Below are 15,727 nucleotides of genomic sequence, written 5' to 3'. Positions count from 1 at the left end.
GGTTGCGGTGCCCGTCACACTTACGCGCCGTGCGGCGGTAGCATGAGGTATGGCACGAAAGAATATTTTCCGCAGCGTCGCGGGAATCTGCGCGGTTGCGGCCCTCGCTTCCTGTAGTAGCACGACGACGCCGCAGCAGGCCGCAAGCACCCCGGCACCGTCGGCCGGTTCGGCAAGCGCTACCCCAACGGCGGGCGCGGCGGGGTCATCAAGCAATGCAGCGCCCTCGCCTGCTGCGGCTGGCTCGCCCGGTGCGGAACCCGCATCGGGGGAGGCGATCATGGCGGAAGCTCTGCGTGCGGTCGATGGCATGACGGAGTTCGAGGTCGGGGTGCTGCGCACCAATAACAGCTCTGGCCTGGATGATTGGGCTTCGCGACTCAGCGTCAATGAGCTGGTGCAGCGCTATGACGGGGATAAGGTGCTCGAATATACCATCAACGGGCAGCCTCCCAATAAGGCGAGCCTGGCGCCGCTTTCGAAGGACGATATGCGGTTCCTGATTCGCAGCGCCGATTACGGCGCCGAAAATGAGCGCGGGGTTGTATCGGGGGAACTGCGTCAAGGCACGAAACTTCCTTCACTGGGTACCCAGCTCATGGATACCTGCGCGCAGGATGGCGACTGGGTCATTCTCGCGGGCAGCGTGGGATATAACCGGCGCACCGGGGTGATCGAATACGTGGATTACATGGTGGAAAGCCCCGATTTCACTCAGGGAGTGCGCGGGCCGGACGGACAGGCTCGGGAGGAAAATATGGCCTGCCGCACCGTCTGGGACTTCCGCTCCGTGAACGGCTCGGTGATCGATAAGCCACCGGCGAGTTAGACCTCTTCAACGAGAGCCGCAGCGGTGTAATCGTCGGTAATCAAGGCGTCAAGATAGCCACCCACCAGCACTGCTTCTATAGCGGCAACCTTTTCCGTGCCGTAAGCCACCCCCACCACAAAAGGGATATCGCGCAGTTTAGAGGGGTGGAGGCACACGGTACGGCGGCACAAGGACACATCAACATGCTTTCCCTGGGCGTTAAGGTAGTGCCCGTTGAGGTGCGCCACCGCGTGTTTCCGAGCCAGCTCACGTTGAATCGGATGGGTGATCCATTTGCGCAGCAAGGGGCTAGAACCAGCTATGGACACCGCCCCGACTCCCACCAATGCCACATCGGCACGAGCGGCTAAATCCAAGGTGCGATGCACCGATGGTTCCTGGCTCATCGCCTGCGCAGCTAACTCGGTTTCAAACACCAGCGGTACGGGAAGAACCCAGTGGTTGCCCCCGAGTTTCTTCGAGGCGGCTCGGCATAAATCCGGGCTATCTATGAAGGGGAGTCCCGAACCGGTCATTCCCAGAATAGGAACGACACAAGACGAGGTCCAGGTGCGTCGGGGCAGTTTCGCTACCGTAGCGGCCACCGCGCGACCATTAGAAATTGCCACGGTAGAACGAGGGTTGCAATGTGCCAGCAACACATCTGCCGCGGCGGAGTCAATGGCAGATTTAGTGTCCGCTTCGCTGGTGGCGACCACTCGTACTTCCTTGAGCTGGTAGGTATCGAGTAGCTGTTGCTCCAAACCAAGGAGACGTGCCGAGGGATGGGAAATTTCTATTTTCACAATCCCGGCCGCGCGAGCCTGTGCCAATAACCGGGAAACCGTCACTCGAGAGTAGCCAATTTCAGCAGCTATGTCGCTTTGCTTGGCATTATCAAGGTAGTACCTTTTGGAAACTTCCAGGAGTAATTCGAGGTGCTCGCGGTCATAAATAGTATGTGCTTCCTTGGACATATGTTCAGCATAGCTGATAGCACCACTTTCGGAGTGATGATTATCGCCGTTATTCGGCGTGAATCTGGTGCTCATTCATCAATTCACGGAACATATGTTCAAAATACTCCTTTTCTGCTTGACAAACTCTATCTACGCTGAATGCCAGGCCTCAGATAGAGGTAGTCAGTTGCAATCAAAGGAGAATGCAATGAGTTACGCACGCACAATCAAAGGTGATGTGGCGCCGGAGACCCTCGGGGTTGTAAATGCGCATGACCACTTGATTCGTACGGGAGCCGGGGAAGTGTACATTGACCCCGATCATTTGCTGGCGGATGTGGACAAGGCCGTCGAAGAAGGAACATACTTTGCCGAGGCTTCGCTGAAGTGGAGTCCTCACGGCGGCACGGTTGTGGACATGTGTCCGGCTAACTCGGGGCGTGACCTGGAGAAGTTGCTGGAAGTTAATAACCGGGTGCCGAATCTGCAGGTGATTGCCTGCACCGGTTTCCACCGCGAAAAGGTCTACCTCGAGACCCGTTCGCACTGGGTCAGCCGCTACACGGTCAACCAGATTGCCGACCTGTTGATTAAAGACATTACAGAAGGTATCGACCGTTTCGACTACTCCGGGCCTATCGTGGAACGCACCAAGATGAAGGCCGGGTGTATCAAAGTCGCGACTTCCTACGGCATGATTACCGATTTTGAATACAAGTGCATGCGGGCATGCGCTATTGCTTCCATTGAGACAGGTGCACCGATTAACACGCACACCACGTACGGCACCTGCGGGATTGAACAGGCTCGGGAGCTCATTAAGCTCGGTGTGCCGGCGGACCAGATTGCCATCGGCCACATCCAGCGCAATGCCGATGTGTGGTATTTGAAGCAAATCCTCGATACCGGAGCCTGGCTGGAGATTGACGGCACTCACCGAATCAAGTACCAACCGGATTCCAACCGGATCATGGAGCTGCGCGAACTTGGAAAACTGGGATACGGCAAGCGGATTATCCTGGGAACCGACTCGGGTAAGGCCTCCTATCAGAAAGCCTACGGTTCCGTGACAGGGGTTGACTTCAATCCTGCCGTGGATGGACCTCGCATGCTCGACGAAGGTTTTGATCGCGCTTACGTGGAAGACCTGCTGATGTACAACGCGCAGCGCTTCTTCACCATGCGTAAGGACAGCTAAGATGCGGCCACAACTGCAAATTGCCCTCGATACCTTAACTATGGAAGACGCGCTGGCGCCCCTGCAAAAAGCGCACTCCCAGATTGACATTATCGAGTGCGGCACCATCTTGATTATCAATGAAGGCCTACGGGCAGTGCGAGAAATCCGCGCTTTGTTTCCCGAAAAACCGATTCTGGCCGATGTACGCATCGCGGAAGCGGGTTCCCTCATTGCCCGGAATTGCTTCGAGGCGGGAGCGTCGTGGGTGTCCTGCGTGGCGGGTGCATCGCTGACCACTATTGAACAGGTGGTCAAGGTAGCCGAAGGTTTCCACGGCGAGGTGCAAGTGGAACTGGCTGAGGAACACTACACCCTGGAAAAAGCCCGGAAGTGGGCGGATATTGGGGTGAAACACGCCATCGTGAAGCGCTCGCGTGACTTGGAAGCCGCGGGGAAACTCACCTGGGGACCTCATGACTTCGAACGCATCGCGCAGTTGAAGGAACTCGGTTTCACGGTAACTATCACCGGAGGGATGAGCGTGGCTGACCTCGACGCATTCTCGGGGCAATACCCGGATATCATCATCGCGGGTCGCACTATCACCCAGGCCGAAGATCCCCTGGCGGCCGCCACCGCCCTGCAAACCAAGATAAGGCAGGTGTGGAACGCGTGACGCAGCGAAAAGAATCCACTGTCACCCTGGGAATCTACGAAAAAGCCTTGCCTAGCACAGATGACTGGGGTGTATTTTTCCGCAACGCCAGGGAAGCTGGGTTTTCCTTCGTGGATCTTTCCATCGATGAAAGCGTCGAGCGCATGAAGCGCCTCGAGTGGGATTACCGCCAACGGCAGAACGTGCGGGAAGCAGCAAGGCAGGCCCATATCCGTTTAGGGGGCATCTGTCTTTCGGCGCATCGGGCAGTCATGCCTGGTTCACAAGACCCGCAGATGCGCCAGCGAGCCCTTGAACTGTACCGGAAAGCGATTGATTTCTGTGTGGACATGGGTATTCCGGTCGTGCAAGTGGCGGGTTACTACGCCTACTACGAACCTCACGACCCCGATGCGGCGCAACGCTACCTGGAAACTCTTGCCCTCGCCTTACCCTACGCGGAACAACGCGGCATTATCCTCGCTATCGAAAATGTGGATGGGAACGACCTCGCAGCTATACCTGACGTGGTCAAAGTTCTCGAGCAGCTGCCCTCGCCCTGGCTGCGCATCTACCCCGATATCGGCAACATTGCCGAACACGGCGGGGATGCAACCAGCGAATTGGCAGCGGGGGAAGGGCGCATGGTCGCTTTGCACGTCAAAGACGTACTTCCCGGACAACCTCGACGGATACCGCTGGGCGAGGGATGTGTCGATTTCCCGGCAGCCTTCCGAGAACTCGCGCGTCAGAACTGGAGTGGCAGAATCATGCTCGAAATGTGGAACGACGACGCTCCGGACTCAATCGCGAAGTGCATCGCCGCACGCGAATATCTTGAGGTGCTCCTGAGGCAATCAAACATTATCGTCATTCCCCCAGAAAGGACGTAACCGTAACTATGCTCGAGCAATTACGCGAAGAAGTGTGTGCCGGCAACTTAGAACTACCACGTCACGGATTGGTTGCCTGGACAGGCGGGAACCTTTCCGCCATTGACGAGGAAACCGGCTACATCGTCATTAAACCCTCGGGGATGCGCTACGAAGACATGACACCCAAGGACATGGTGGTCGTGGCTCCCGACGGCCGGGTAGTGGAAGGGGAACACGGACCGTCCTCGGATACGAGCTCACATCTCTATATCTACCAACACAAAAAGGATGTCAAATCGGTCATTCATACTCATTCCCGCTACGCCACCGCATTTGCGGCGGTAGGGAAACCCATCCCCTGTTGCCTAACAGCCATCGCGGATGAATTCGGCGGCCCTATTCCTTGTGGAGGGTATGCCAGAATCGGCAGCGATGAAATCGGAGCGGAGGTCATCCGTTCCATCGGGGATTCCCCTGCCATATTGATGAAGCAGCATGGCGTGTTCACTATTGGTTCGTCTATTGCCAAGGCGCTACAAGCTGCTGTGATGGTAGAGGATGTGGCTCGCACCGTCGCGATCGCCACCGGCCTCGGGCAGATTGAGGATCTGCCAGCTGAGGAAGTATTAGCCAATCATGATCGTTACCAAAATCGGTACGGCACTATGAATGCAAGTTTAGGAGTTCGACAATGAAGTACGAATTAACCACCATTGGTGAAGGTCAGATTCGGCTGACCTGCCCCAAAGGAGAACACCTCGTTTCCTCCCGGGGATTAAAGATGACCGCCGCGTGTTCTGAAGCGAATGTTGCCGGATTACTGGCCCAGCTAGGCAAGAAAACGGCTTGGTGTACGGTACTGCCCGAAAGCGGCCTTTCCGAAAGGGTTCTCTCGGAATTCCGTTCGGCCGGGATCGACCTGTCTAACGTAGTGATGCGGAAAGAAGGGCGGGTGGCACTCTATTTCCTTGAACCAGGCGAGATGCCGCTACCCGGCAAGGTCACCTATGACCGTTTACACACCCCATTTCGGGACATTGACATCGACGATGTCAACTGGGATGACATGCTAGATACCAAGATGGTGTTCGTCACCGGTATCACTGCTGCTTTGACGGAAAAAACCGCTAAGGTATTGACCTACTTCGTTGATCAGGCCCATGAGCGGAAAATCAAAGTAGCGCTTGACGTCAACTACAGATCCCTCCTGTGGGACGGCGCCCAGGCACGTAAGGTGCTAGAACCGATTGCCCGGAAGTCTTCCATCGTGTTCTGTTCCCGCAGGGATGCTGGCTCGGTTTTCGGGCTCAAGGGTAGCGGCCCGCAAGTTTGCCACGACCTGCGCGAATTCCTCGAGGTTCCGGTGGTTGTTTCCACGGATCAACTGGACGGCACCTATTCTTCTACCGCTGAAGGCGAGAAGGTCTACGACGTGGAACGTGTGCCCGTGATGGATCGGCCCGGGGCCGGAGATTCCTTCGTAGGCGGTACCTTGTATGGCTATCTCAATGGCGATCTCGATGCCGGGGTACGGATTGGGATGCGAACCGCGAAGATCGCGCTAACACATCACGGTGACTTAACCCGTATCAGCCACGGCGAACTGGAAACTGCCGACAACTCTGACATCTTGCGCTAGAAGTGGCGACGTGTAAAGGAGAATTAATGATGAGTAGTTCTGTAACTGCAATGCAGCAAGTTGACTCCCGTCCGCTAACCCGCAACCAGCGCAGTTTGATCGGCATGACCGTGGTGGGTAACATTTCGGAGTTCTTCGATTTGTTCCTCATTGGCTTCGTCATCGCCCTGTTGATGAAAACTCCAGGCTGGGAACTCACCGGAATGCAAGCCGGCATCATCGGAGCGGCTTCCGGCGTGGGTACCGTAGTCGGAGCGATTATGTGGGGCCGCCTCGCCGACAGCTTCGGACGTAAAACCGCTTTCATTAGTTGCATCGTGGTTTTGGTGGTATTCACGGCTCTGTGTCTGACCATCACGCCCGGTCAATGGCTGTTACTGGCTCTCTACCGCGTTGGTGTGTGCATCGGGGTTGGGGGTCTGAACATCACTTCTATCCCCTATGTCCAGGAATTCGTTCCCGCGAAACAGCGTGGCTTACTCTCTGGTCTGACCTCGGTTTTCATTCCTCTGGGTATTTTCTTAGGGTCCTTGGCAACAAAGTTCCTCGGTGAACCCTTGGGATGGAAAGGACTCATTGCCCTGGGGTGTGTACCCGTTGTTCTCGTGGCGTGGGCCTTCTTCGTCCCGGAGTCGCCGCGCTACCTGGTGTCGCGCGGTCGGGTGGAAGATGCACGCAAGGCCTATGCCTGGGCACTCCAGATTCCCGTTGAAGAAGTGGGTGAGCTTCCTGTTTATGAACAAAAGCAAGCGGCATCATACGGAGTTATTTTCACCAAGTATCCCAAAGCGTTGGCGATTGTTACCTTTGGCTCCTTCTGTTTCATCTTAGGTTCCTTCACCATTCAGTCCTGGGGACAGGCCATCCTCGGCGAATCCTTCAAGTTCGATATCTCCACGGTGGTCTACATGTTCATGGGTGTTTCCCTGGCAGATCTGCTCGGACGCTTGGGCTCAGCGTGGATTTCTGACCGCATCGGGCGGCGCACAACCATGCTGATCTGGGGCGTCCTTGGCGGTATCGGCTGCCTAATTGCGGCCTTTGCCAGCCAAATGGATGGATACTCAGCCGGGATTATCTTCTTCATCGGCATCCTCATTGCCATGGCCTTTGGTGACGGCGCCTTCGGTATCTTGAACGCCTTCGGTGCCGAGCAATTCCCCAACGAGGCTCGCTCCACCGGGCTCGGCCTGGGGTACGGGATAGGTGCCACGGCAAAGATATTCGGTCCCTACATGGTGGGAGCGATGATCGGAGGAGGTAAACCGACCCCGGAAGTGGTTCTGGTGCCCTTCGTCATCTTCGCGGTATTGCTCTTCATCGGCGCGGGCATCTATATGTTCGCGAAAGAAACTAAGGCTTTGCAATTAGAAGAAGTCTAGTTTTCTTATGTCGCCATCCGTGATGGTGTAGCCTTGTGTTTCATCAAAGTCCTCCCGAGGAATGAACTGGCTAATTTGTCATTAACCAGGTTCACTCCTCGGGAGGTTCTGTATCAGGGTCAACGCAGGGCCTACATGAATGAAAATAATCTCCGTGCTGGGCCGTGCAATTCTCATTGCGCCCAGCACGCACGCCTCAGGCTAATAAATCGCGACCGGGCCGCAGGGGCCGGGGATCACGTCGATCTCCGCGTCGAAAATCGCGGAGAGGCGCTCCGGGGTCATAATATCCGCCGGGGTGCCGGCATCCATGACCACGCCTTCGCGCATGGCAATAATGCGATCCGAGTAGCGTGCCGCGAAATTAATATCGTGGATAACCAGCACGATGGTGCGGTGAAGCTCGTCCGCGGCCTGGCGCAGGTGGCGCATCATCTGCACCGAATGCGAAATATCCAAGTTATTGAGCGGCTCGTCCAGCAGCACGCAATCGGTTTCCTGGGTGAGGACCATCGCCACGTAGGCGCGCTGGCGCTGCCCACCGGAGAGCTCATCCAGGTAGCGCCCTTCCAGCTCGGTCAGCCCAAGGAAATCAATATAGCGGGAAATGATCTTCTCATCCTCGGCGGTCAGGCGCCCATTCGAATACGGGAAACGCCCGAAGCCGACCAGCTGACGCACCGTCAGGCGGGTAACGAAGTGATTTTCCTGGCGCAGAATCGCGAGAATCTTGGCAAGATCGGCGGATTTCGTCGTCGTCACATCAAGACCCGCCACCGCAATCGCGCCCGCGTCCATACGCATAAGCCGCCCAATCATCGTGAGTAGCGTGGACTTGCCCGCACCATTCGGACCCACCAGGGCCGTCACCCCGCCGTGCGGAATATCCAAGGTGACCGGGCCGATCCGCACCTCCGAACTGTAATCGCGGCGGGTGCCCTCCATACGGATCATCGGATCGGCGCAGCTCAGATCGGCCGCACGCAGATGCGGGGAGACCACCGGCGGCACCGGCGCGGGAACCTCAAGATGCGTGCCTGCTGTTTTCTTGCGGTGGCGCATTACAACCGCCCCTTTCTCAATACGACGACGAGGAACGTCAGGCCGCCCACCAGCTCAATAATGATGGAGACCACGCCTTCCGCCGAGAAAATATTTTTCATCACGAAGAAGCCACCCATGAGCACCGCGTAACCAATCACGGCGGCCATGGGGAAGAGGAAACGGTGATCGTAGGTATCCGCCGCCTGGTAGGTGAGGGTTGCCACGAGGAAACCGAAGAACGTCATCGGCCCCACCAGCGCCGTGGACACCGAGACCAGCACCGCGATAAGTGTGAGCGAAATGAGCAGCATCCGCAGGTGATTGACGCCCAGCGACACCGCCACATCGCGCCCCAGCGCAATCGCGTTGAGGGAACGCGAAATGAGGAGGAGCGCCAGGCCCGCCCCGAGCGCTAGCGGCAGCGCCGCCACGAACACATCCGAACGCGCATTCGCGATGGTGCCGAACATGCGCGCGGACAGCACATCAAATTCGGAGGGCGTGAGCATACGCTGCATAAACGCGGACAGTGAGCCCAAGCCAGTGCCGATAATAATGCCGATAAGCAGCATAATATGCAGGCTGCCGAGCTTACCGCGCAGCAGCCAGCCGTACAGCGCCAGCGCACACGCCACCATAATCGCCACCTGGATGAGGAAGGCCCGCACCCCGGTGAAAGCCACGAATCCGGCCACCCCGAAGAAGAAAATCGTGGAGGTGTGAATCACCGAATACAGCGACTCGAAACCCATAATCGACGGCGTAAGAATCCGGTTGGTGGTCACCGTCTGGAACGCGAGGGTGGCTAGCGACTGGCAAAAGGCCACCAGCAGAATCGAAAACACCGCCTCGGCTCGCATCCGGGTAATAATCCAGAAGCCCTCGCTTCCCACCGCCACCGGAATATTCCACACAAAATAGAGCGCGGTGAAAGCCACGCCGAGTAGCGCGATGCCGATGAGCAGCAGCCAGTAGCGCCGCCGCGCCCGCGGGGTCGCGAAGGCACCCGCGTGGCGGGGAGCTGCGCCCGTGGCACAAGATTTTTCGGGAGATTGTGGTACGACGACGCTCATGAGAGCCTCCGGCGCTGCCGCAGAATAAGGAAGATGAACACGGCCGCTCCCAGGGTGCCGAGGATCAGTGACACCGGGATTTCAAAGGGAGCGATGAGGGTGCGGGATACCAGGTCGCAGACCGTGAGGATCCCGGCCCCGAAAACGCACACCCAGGGGAGGTTGGAGCGCAGATCATCCCCGCGCAGCAGCGAAATAATATTGGGGACGATGAGCCCGAGGAAGGGAATGCGGCCGATCACCACGGTGACCACGCCGGTGGTCAGGGCGATCACCCCGGTGCCGAGCAGCACGATGAGGTTGTAATTCACGCCCAGGCCGGTGGCCACATCCTCACCCAGGCCCGCCACCGTGAGGCGGTCGGCCAGGATGAAAATAAGCACCGTGGCGATAAGAACGATCCACAGCGGTTCGTAGCGCCCGGCCACCACATTAGCGAAACTGCCCTGGAACCACACCCCTAGGGTTTGCAGGGTGTCAGTTTTGAGGGCGAAGAACGTGGAAATGGCGCTGACAACCGCGCCGAGCATAATCCCCACAATCGGCACAATCACCGAGGAGCGCAGCGTGACCCGGCGCAGCACCAGGAAGAAAATAATGGTGCCGATAAAAGCGAAAAGGATGGCGGCCAGCATCTGCTCGATAAGCGAGGTATGCGGGACCAGGAACATTACGACGAGCAGCCCGAGGCCGGCCCATTCGGTGGTGCCCGTGGTGGTGGGTTCCACGAATTTATTTTGGGTCAGCAGCTGCATAACCAGCCCGCACATGGCCATGGCGGCGCCGGCCAGCACCAGGGAGGCGGTGCGGGGGATGCGGGTGGCGAAGTACATGAATTCGCCACCTTCGTGCTCGGCGATATTGTAGGTGCCGGTGGTCATGGATAGGTAGACCAGGCCGGCCAGAATAATAATGCCGAGGGTCAGGGGCAGGGCGCGCAGCAGCCTGCTCGCGGTAGGTCTGCGTGAGGAAAGAGAACTCTGCGGTGGTGTTGTCATGGGCGTACATGCTGCGGGGGCCGGGTTCCCGGCCCCCGCAGGTTGGTTAGCCTCTAGCCTGAGCTACTTGGCGGCCTTGAAGGCCTTAGCCAGGTCGTTGAGGAATTCGATGTAGGTTTGCGGACCTTCATTGACGTAGGTATCCGCGGGCATGGTCAGGATCTGCTTCTTCTGCACCGCCGGCACATTGGCCATGGCGGGGGAGTTGGTTACCAGATCAGCACCGTGAGCTTCGTTGCCTTCGCCCACGCCGGCATCGCGGTCCATAATGAGGATCCACTCGGGGTTGGCCTGCGCCAGAGCTTCGTCGGAAACTTCGTCACCCTTGTGGTTCGAGGTTCCTTCACCCAGATCGAAGGCCGGGGTGAGGTTGAGGAGCGGGTAGAGCGGCCCGAGGGTACGGCCCACGCCCGGGGCGAGGTAACCCATCTTGCCACCGTTGGTGTTGATGGACAGCACCTTCTGGCCGGCCGGGTAGGCATCGCGCGCGGCGGCAATCGCGGCATCCAGATCCGCGTTGAGCTTAGCGGCTTCCTTTTCCTTGCCGAAGATCTTGCCCAGATCCTCGACGTCCTTCTTCATGCCGTCCATGAGGAGTTCGCCGGACTTATTGGCATCCGCATCCTGTTCTTCCTTGGGCAGCTTGATATTCAAGTCAATAATCGCGGCGTTCGGGGCGGCGGCCTTGATCTTGTCATAATGCTGGGCGAAGCGCTGGCCCACGATAACCAGATCGGGGTTGGCTGCGGTAATCGCCTCGAAATTCGGTTCGCGGTGGTTGCCGATATTCACGACCGAGTCATCCTTGACGTACGGATCGTCCTTCGGCATCACATCCTTGGGAGCCGCGAGGAGCTTGACGCCCCACTCATGCAGGGTTTCGAAAGTGCGGTTATCCAGGGAAACCACGCGCTCCGGATTGACCGGAACTTCCTGGGTGCCGTGCGAATCCGTAATCGAAACGCTGCTGGGGGCCTCCGAAGTGGCCTCAGCGGCGGGTTCCGAAGCGGCGGCCGAAGGGGAGGAGGTATCCTTGGCCGAGTCATTGGAGCAAGCACCCAGAGCGAGGGTGCCGGCAGCCACAAGCGCGAAAAAGCCGCGAACTGTCTTCTTCATCGTTTACCTTTGCGTAGAGTAAAAATACGTTAGGGAAGGAAGTCCTAACCCATCCATGAGTGTACTTATATGGGACACCTTAATTCAAGGCTATGTGCATAATGCGGCATTGTGCCAGTTACGCGCTGTGTATAGATCTTAACTAATGTGGCATTTTTTGGAGACACTGTCACGAAACAGGGTTTTGGGGTATCTGCGGTGCTGGCCCCTTAGGACCTCGGGCCGGCAGGCCGCGCGGTAGCGCGGCGGCGTCGTCGTGCTACTAACGTTCCCGCGGGTCGCGGCGGGGTAGAAGCACCTCGGCAGCAAGATGTGGAACGGATCTTGCCACCGAGGTGCAGTCGCTGTGGTGTATAGCCACTGGCGAGGGATAGTTATGCACCCCGTTGAGAATTCGGGAGGCCCACGCCCGCGGTACTACTCTTCAAGGTTACGCTACCGAAGGTTAGTGTGGCGGGAATGGCGCCCCGGGATATGTCACATCTGTGGATAACTCAACAAACGTTGACCAGACCCGGCGTGTTTGGCTCCAACGCGTCTAGCCCTGGCGCGCCCGGCCCTGGCGTTCTTAAACGCAGCGCCCTGGCCTGAGCGCACCTAGTCCCAGTGCTCTTCCGGGCGGGCGGGATCCTGCCACACGGTGTGGAACACGCCCTCGGTGTCGACACGGTGATAGGTATGCGCCCCGAAATAATCGCGCTGGGCCTGGATAAGATTCGCCGGGAGGCGTTCGGCGCGCACGCCGTCGTAGTAGGCCAGCGAGGAAGCGAAGGCCGGGATCGGCACCCCGCGCTGCGCGGCGAATACCACAATCCGGCGCCAGGCCTCGACCGCCCCGGAAATCTCGGAGCTGAAGTAGGGGTCGGCCAGGAGGAGCGGAAGATCGGGCTGGCGGGTGTAGGCCTCGGTGATGCGGTCGAGGAAAGCCGCGCGGATAATGCAGCCCGCGCGCCAAATCCGCGCCATCGCGCCCAGGTCAATACCCCAGGAATTCTCCAGGGAACCCTTGCGGATGAGCTCGAAACCTTGGGAGTAGGCCACCATCTTGGAGGCGTAGAGGGCCAGGCGGATATCCTCGATGAAGCGCTCGCGATCCTCCACCGTGACCTCGGTGGTGTGCCCGGGCAGGGCGCGGCCGGCGGCGCGTTCGGCGGCGTCCCCGGACAGGCTGCGCGCGAAGGTTGCCTCGGCGATCCCGGTGGCGGGCACCCCGAAAGCGGCGGCGTTTTGCACGGTCCAAGCCCCGGTGCCCTTCTGGGCGGCGGCGTCCGCAATCACATCCACGAGCGCGGCGCCGGTGGTGGCATCGCGCTGGCGCAGTACCTCGGCGGTGATCTCAATGAGGTAGGAGTCCAGCTCGGTGGAATTCCAGCGCTCGAAAACGTCGCCAATCTCCGCGGCGCTCATGCCCAGGGCGGTGCGCATGAGGTCATAAGCTTCCGCGATGAGCTGCATATCCGCATATTCGATGCCGTTATGCACCATTTTTACGAAATGGCCGGCGCCGTTGGGGCCCACGTAGGTGCAGCACGGTTCGCCGTTCTTGCGCGCGGCAATCGCCTCGAACATGGGGCCCAGGCGATCATAGGATTCGCGGGTGCCGCCGGGCATAATCGAGGGGCCCTTGAGCGCGCCCTCTTCACCGCCGGAGACCCCGGTGCCCACAAAATGCAGCCCGCGCGCGGAAATCTCCGCTTCGCGGCGCATGGTATCGGTGAAGAGTGAATTCCCGCAGTCCACGATAATATCGCCCGGCTCCATGAGATCGGCGAGCTCCTCAATCACCGCATCGGTGGGCTTGCCGGCCTTGACCATAATAATGGCCACCCGCGGGCGGGCCAGCGAGGCCACAAAATCCGCCATGGATTCGCTCGGGTAGAATTCCCCTTCGCTGCCGTGCTCGGCCATCACCCGCTCGGTTTTCGCGGCGGTGCGATTGTGGATAGCAACTTTGTAGCCGCGGCTGGCGAGGTTGCGGGCCAGGTTCGAGCCCATCACCGCCATCCCGGTCACTCCGATATCTGCAACGCCAACGGGCGGGGTGGGAATAGACATGCGGCTCCTTCTTCTACGACTTCTCAGAACGCCTGATTGAGGTTTCTAACGCATCTATTCTAGAGTCCCGCGCGCAGATCGTGGATGTGTGTTCCGTTCGCTTCCAAGGCGAGGGCGCGAAAAATGACAGCCGGATGAGAATCTTGTCATTTTTCCTCGAAATACGGTCGGTTTCGCGGGTGCTTGTTAGGGTGGCGGTATGAAAATAACACGATTCACGGCCCTCTTTGCCGCTGCTGCCACCGCTGCCGNGCGTGCGGCGCGGCGAATCTGGCAGCCAGATTCGAGCCCGGGGGTGCGGGCGGGGGCGCAGCTAGCGGTGCGGACAAGAGCGCGGCCGGCACGTATATTCTCACCCTCACGAATTCTTCACAGGCGGCCTGTACCCTGCATCCGGATGTGGACATCGAGCTGAAAGACGCCGCCGGGGATGGCGTGTCCGAGAATCTGGAACTGAGCTCCCAAGCTGGCAGCATCGCTCCGGGTTCCAGCGTGAGCTGGACTGTGGCGGTGGCCGATCCAGGGAGTGTGCCCGGGTGTGCGCCCGCTAAGCCTGCCACCCATCTTGAGGTGGATATCGAGGACGGCGGGGAGGATATTGACATTCCCGTCGATCTCACGGGCTGTCAGGATGATGATATCGACCTGCTGAGCGAAGTCCGCTAGCGGGGAATCAACCGGGGCGGGTGGCACAGTCACCCGCCCCGCGTCGTCGTAAAAAGTGTGCTGTGCGTAATGTATACGACGCCACATTTCTGCAATAGGCTGGAGTAAGAGACTCTGTCGGTTTTCAAGGGCTGTGAGGGGGTAGGTATGATCACCGTTTTTGATGTTGCGCGGTTTTTTATTCGGAAATCTCCTACGCGAAGCATTCCCGCTATTACCTTGCAGAAGTTGTGCTTCTATGCTTACGGGTGGTACGCCTACGAAACTGCCCGGCCCCTTTTCCGCGAACATTTTTACGCGATGAAGCACGGACCTGTCATATCCGACCTCTATTCGGCTCATGCTAAAACCATTGAGGTGACGGAAGAGCCGCTTGCGCGTGCCCAGGAGCGTCACGGTTTTTCACCTGCTGAGTTTTCTCTTTATGAAAAAGAGATTCTTGAGGCCGTGTGGGATTACTACAGCCCGCACGATAGGTGGGAGCTTCGGGATATGACTCACGAAGAACAGCCCTGGATTACTGCCTGGAATAACCGGGTAGAAGGAAGCGAGCGGGCCGATCTTCCTAGCTCCGATATTATCGATCACTTCATAGCTAAAAAAGTCCCGGAAGGATTGGAGTTGCCTGAGCGAGCGGTGACGGTTTTTGAAGAGGAACCTGTTGCCGATTTCGATCACGGGTCCTTCGTTGAGGATATTTTGGCGCTGTGTCGGGCATGAGCCTGTTATCGAAGCATGGCCTGGAGCTTACCCAAATTAGCGCAGGCCATGATCTTTCGTCTTTTTCCACGCTTGGCGATGGCGACTATCACGGAACCTGGCTGCGCCGTCATGCTCTGCGCGCGGATAGCGAAGATCTTTGCCGAGTGTGGGTGGTACTTCCGAAAAACAGCAACGTTCCTCTCGGGTATTTTTGTCTTTCCTCGTACTCGGTATTGTGCGATGATGTCCGGCGCAGAGACAAGTATTTCGATCCGAAAAATGGCGGGACCGCTGGCTCCTATAAAATGCATCCGGCTGTTTTGCTTGGAAAATTTGCTCTCGATGCTTCTTGTGCAGGGAAGCCGCCATTTGGTGTTCTCATGATGTACGGCGTTTTTTCTTGTTTCCTGGATAGCATCAGGTTTTCTAGCGCCAGGTATCTTGTCTTGCATACTGGCGATGACGCTTTAGTTCAGTACTATCGCAAAAAGTATGGTTTTNAAAAATGTCGTGAACTGCCAAAAAAATTCGCGAGGCCATCAAAAAAATTGCGGCGGGTTTTGGCGCCTACT

At 58.1% G+C, this 15,727-nt stretch carries 16 protein-coding genes; 9 read left to right on the top strand and 7 right to left on the bottom strand.

All coding sequences use genetic code 11. The annotated features are described in order from the left end of the window. Nucleotides 1-49: 49 nt before the first annotated feature. A complete protein-coding gene (locus CZ322_RS02405; protein WP_143231815.1) occupies nucleotides 50-829 on the top strand; it encodes a hypothetical protein in 780 nt (259 codons plus the stop codon). Here CZ322_RS02405 and CZ322_RS02400 read toward each other — a convergent pair. Then, a complete protein-coding gene (locus CZ322_RS02400) occupies nucleotides 826-1,863 on the bottom strand; it encodes a sugar-binding transcriptional regulator (protein WP_234984426.1) in 1,038 nt (345 codons plus the stop codon). The two genes, CZ322_RS02405 and CZ322_RS02400, sit on opposite strands and share 4 nt — an antisense overlap. A gap of 115 nt (nucleotides 1,864-1,978) precedes the next feature. Between CZ322_RS02400 and CZ322_RS02395 the strand changes: the two genes are divergently transcribed. The 6 genes from CZ322_RS02395 to CZ322_RS02370 are packed head-to-tail and all read left to right on the top strand — an operon-like array spanning nucleotide 1,979 to nucleotide 7,501. Continuing rightward, nucleotides 1,979-2,968: a phosphotriesterase family protein gene (locus CZ322_RS02395; RefSeq protein ID WP_026429010.1), complete on the top strand. Its 990-nt coding sequence runs from the start codon at nucleotides 1,979-1,981 to the stop codon at nucleotides 2,966-2,968. A 1-nt stretch (nucleotide 2,969) separates the two neighbouring features. Continuing rightward, the gene (locus CZ322_RS02390; RefSeq protein ID WP_087070059.1) at nucleotides 2,970-3,626 is read left to right on the top strand and encodes a 3-dehydro-L-gulonate-6-phosphate decarboxylase; all 657 of its coding nucleotides are present in this window, start codon (nucleotides 2,970-2,972) and stop codon (nucleotides 3,624-3,626) included. Next, complete coding sequence (locus tag CZ322_RS02385) at nucleotides 3,614-4,498, top strand: L-ribulose-5-phosphate 3-epimerase (protein ID WP_234984425.1); 885 nt, start codon at nucleotides 3,614-3,616, stop codon at nucleotides 4,496-4,498. The genes CZ322_RS02390 and CZ322_RS02385 overlap by 13 nt, the downstream gene beginning before the upstream one ends. A gap of 8 nt (nucleotides 4,499-4,506) precedes the next feature. After that, the gene (locus CZ322_RS02380) at nucleotides 4,507-5,175 is read left to right on the top strand and encodes an L-ribulose-5-phosphate 4-epimerase (RefSeq protein WP_026429007.1); all 669 of its coding nucleotides are present in this window, start codon (nucleotides 4,507-4,509) and stop codon (nucleotides 5,173-5,175) included. Next, the gene (locus CZ322_RS02375; RefSeq protein WP_087070058.1) at nucleotides 5,172-6,119 is read left to right on the top strand and encodes a sugar kinase; all 948 of its coding nucleotides are present in this window, start codon (nucleotides 5,172-5,174) and stop codon (nucleotides 6,117-6,119) included. Before CZ322_RS02380 ends, CZ322_RS02375 begins: the two co-directional genes overlap by 4 nt. Nucleotides 6,120-6,148: 29 nt before the next feature. Beyond that, the gene (locus tag CZ322_RS02370; protein ID WP_087071139.1) at nucleotides 6,149-7,501 is read left to right on the top strand and encodes an MFS transporter; all 1,353 of its coding nucleotides are present in this window, start codon (nucleotides 6,149-6,151) and stop codon (nucleotides 7,499-7,501) included. 201 nt (nucleotides 7,502-7,702) lie between these two features. On the opposite strand, the gene CZ322_RS02365 is transcribed toward CZ322_RS02370, so the two are convergent. The 5 genes from CZ322_RS02365 to gndA all read right to left on the bottom strand — a co-directional run bounded on the left by CZ322_RS02365 (nucleotide 7,703) and on the right by gndA (nucleotide 13,787). Then, nucleotides 7,703-8,455, bottom strand: coding sequence for an iron ABC transporter ATP-binding protein (locus CZ322_RS02365; RefSeq protein WP_026429004.1), 753 nt, complete (start codon nucleotides 8,453-8,455; stop codon nucleotides 7,703-7,705). A gap of 107 nt (nucleotides 8,456-8,562) precedes the next feature. Further along, the gene (locus tag CZ322_RS02360; protein WP_087070057.1) at nucleotides 8,563-9,618 is read right to left on the bottom strand and encodes an iron chelate uptake ABC transporter family permease subunit; all 1,056 of its coding nucleotides are present in this window, start codon (nucleotides 9,616-9,618) and stop codon (nucleotides 8,563-8,565) included. Beyond that, nucleotides 9,615-10,616, bottom strand: coding sequence for an ABC transporter permease (locus CZ322_RS02355; protein ID WP_026429002.1), 1,002 nt, complete (start codon nucleotides 10,614-10,616; stop codon nucleotides 9,615-9,617). Before CZ322_RS02355 ends, CZ322_RS02360 begins: the two co-directional genes overlap by 4 nt. 63 nt (nucleotides 10,617-10,679) lie before the next feature. Further along, the gene (locus tag CZ322_RS02350) at nucleotides 10,680-11,732 is read right to left on the bottom strand and encodes a siderophore ABC transporter substrate-binding protein (RefSeq protein WP_087070056.1); all 1,053 of its coding nucleotides are present in this window, start codon (nucleotides 11,730-11,732) and stop codon (nucleotides 10,680-10,682) included. Between the two features lie 597 nt (nucleotides 11,733-12,329). Further along, on the bottom strand, nucleotides 12,330-13,787 hold the full coding sequence (gene gndA / locus CZ322_RS02345) for an NADP-dependent phosphogluconate dehydrogenase (RefSeq protein ID WP_087070055.1): 1,458 nt from the start codon (nucleotides 13,785-13,787) through the stop codon (nucleotides 12,330-12,332). A gap of 183 nt (nucleotides 13,788-13,970) precedes the next feature. Between gndA and CZ322_RS02340 the strand changes: the two genes are divergently transcribed. Beyond that, nucleotides 13,971-14,453 carry a DUF4232 domain-containing protein gene (locus tag CZ322_RS02340; protein ID WP_087070054.1) on the top strand — a complete coding sequence of 161 codons (483 nt, stop codon included), beginning with the start codon at nucleotides 13,971-13,973 and terminating at the stop codon, nucleotides 14,451-14,453. A gap of 147 nt (nucleotides 14,454-14,600) precedes the next feature. Beyond that, nucleotides 14,601-15,173: a Panacea domain-containing protein gene (locus tag CZ322_RS02335; RefSeq protein WP_087070053.1), complete on the top strand. Its 573-nt coding sequence runs from the start codon at nucleotides 14,601-14,603 to the stop codon at nucleotides 15,171-15,173. A 5-nt stretch (nucleotides 15,174-15,178) separates the two neighbouring features. On the opposite strand, the gene CZ322_RS02330 is transcribed toward CZ322_RS02335, so the two are convergent. Next, a complete protein-coding gene (locus CZ322_RS02330; RefSeq protein ID WP_143231814.1) occupies nucleotides 15,179-15,607 on the bottom strand; it encodes a hypothetical protein in 429 nt (142 codons plus the stop codon). Nucleotides 15,608-15,727: the final 120 nt, after the last annotated feature.

Source organism: Actinotignum timonense (assembly GCF_900155575.1).
GTDB classification, from domain to species: domain Bacteria; phylum Actinomycetota; class Actinomycetes; order Actinomycetales; family Actinomycetaceae; genus Actinotignum; species Actinotignum timonense.
This window is presented reverse-complemented; position numbering and strand designations above follow the sequence as displayed.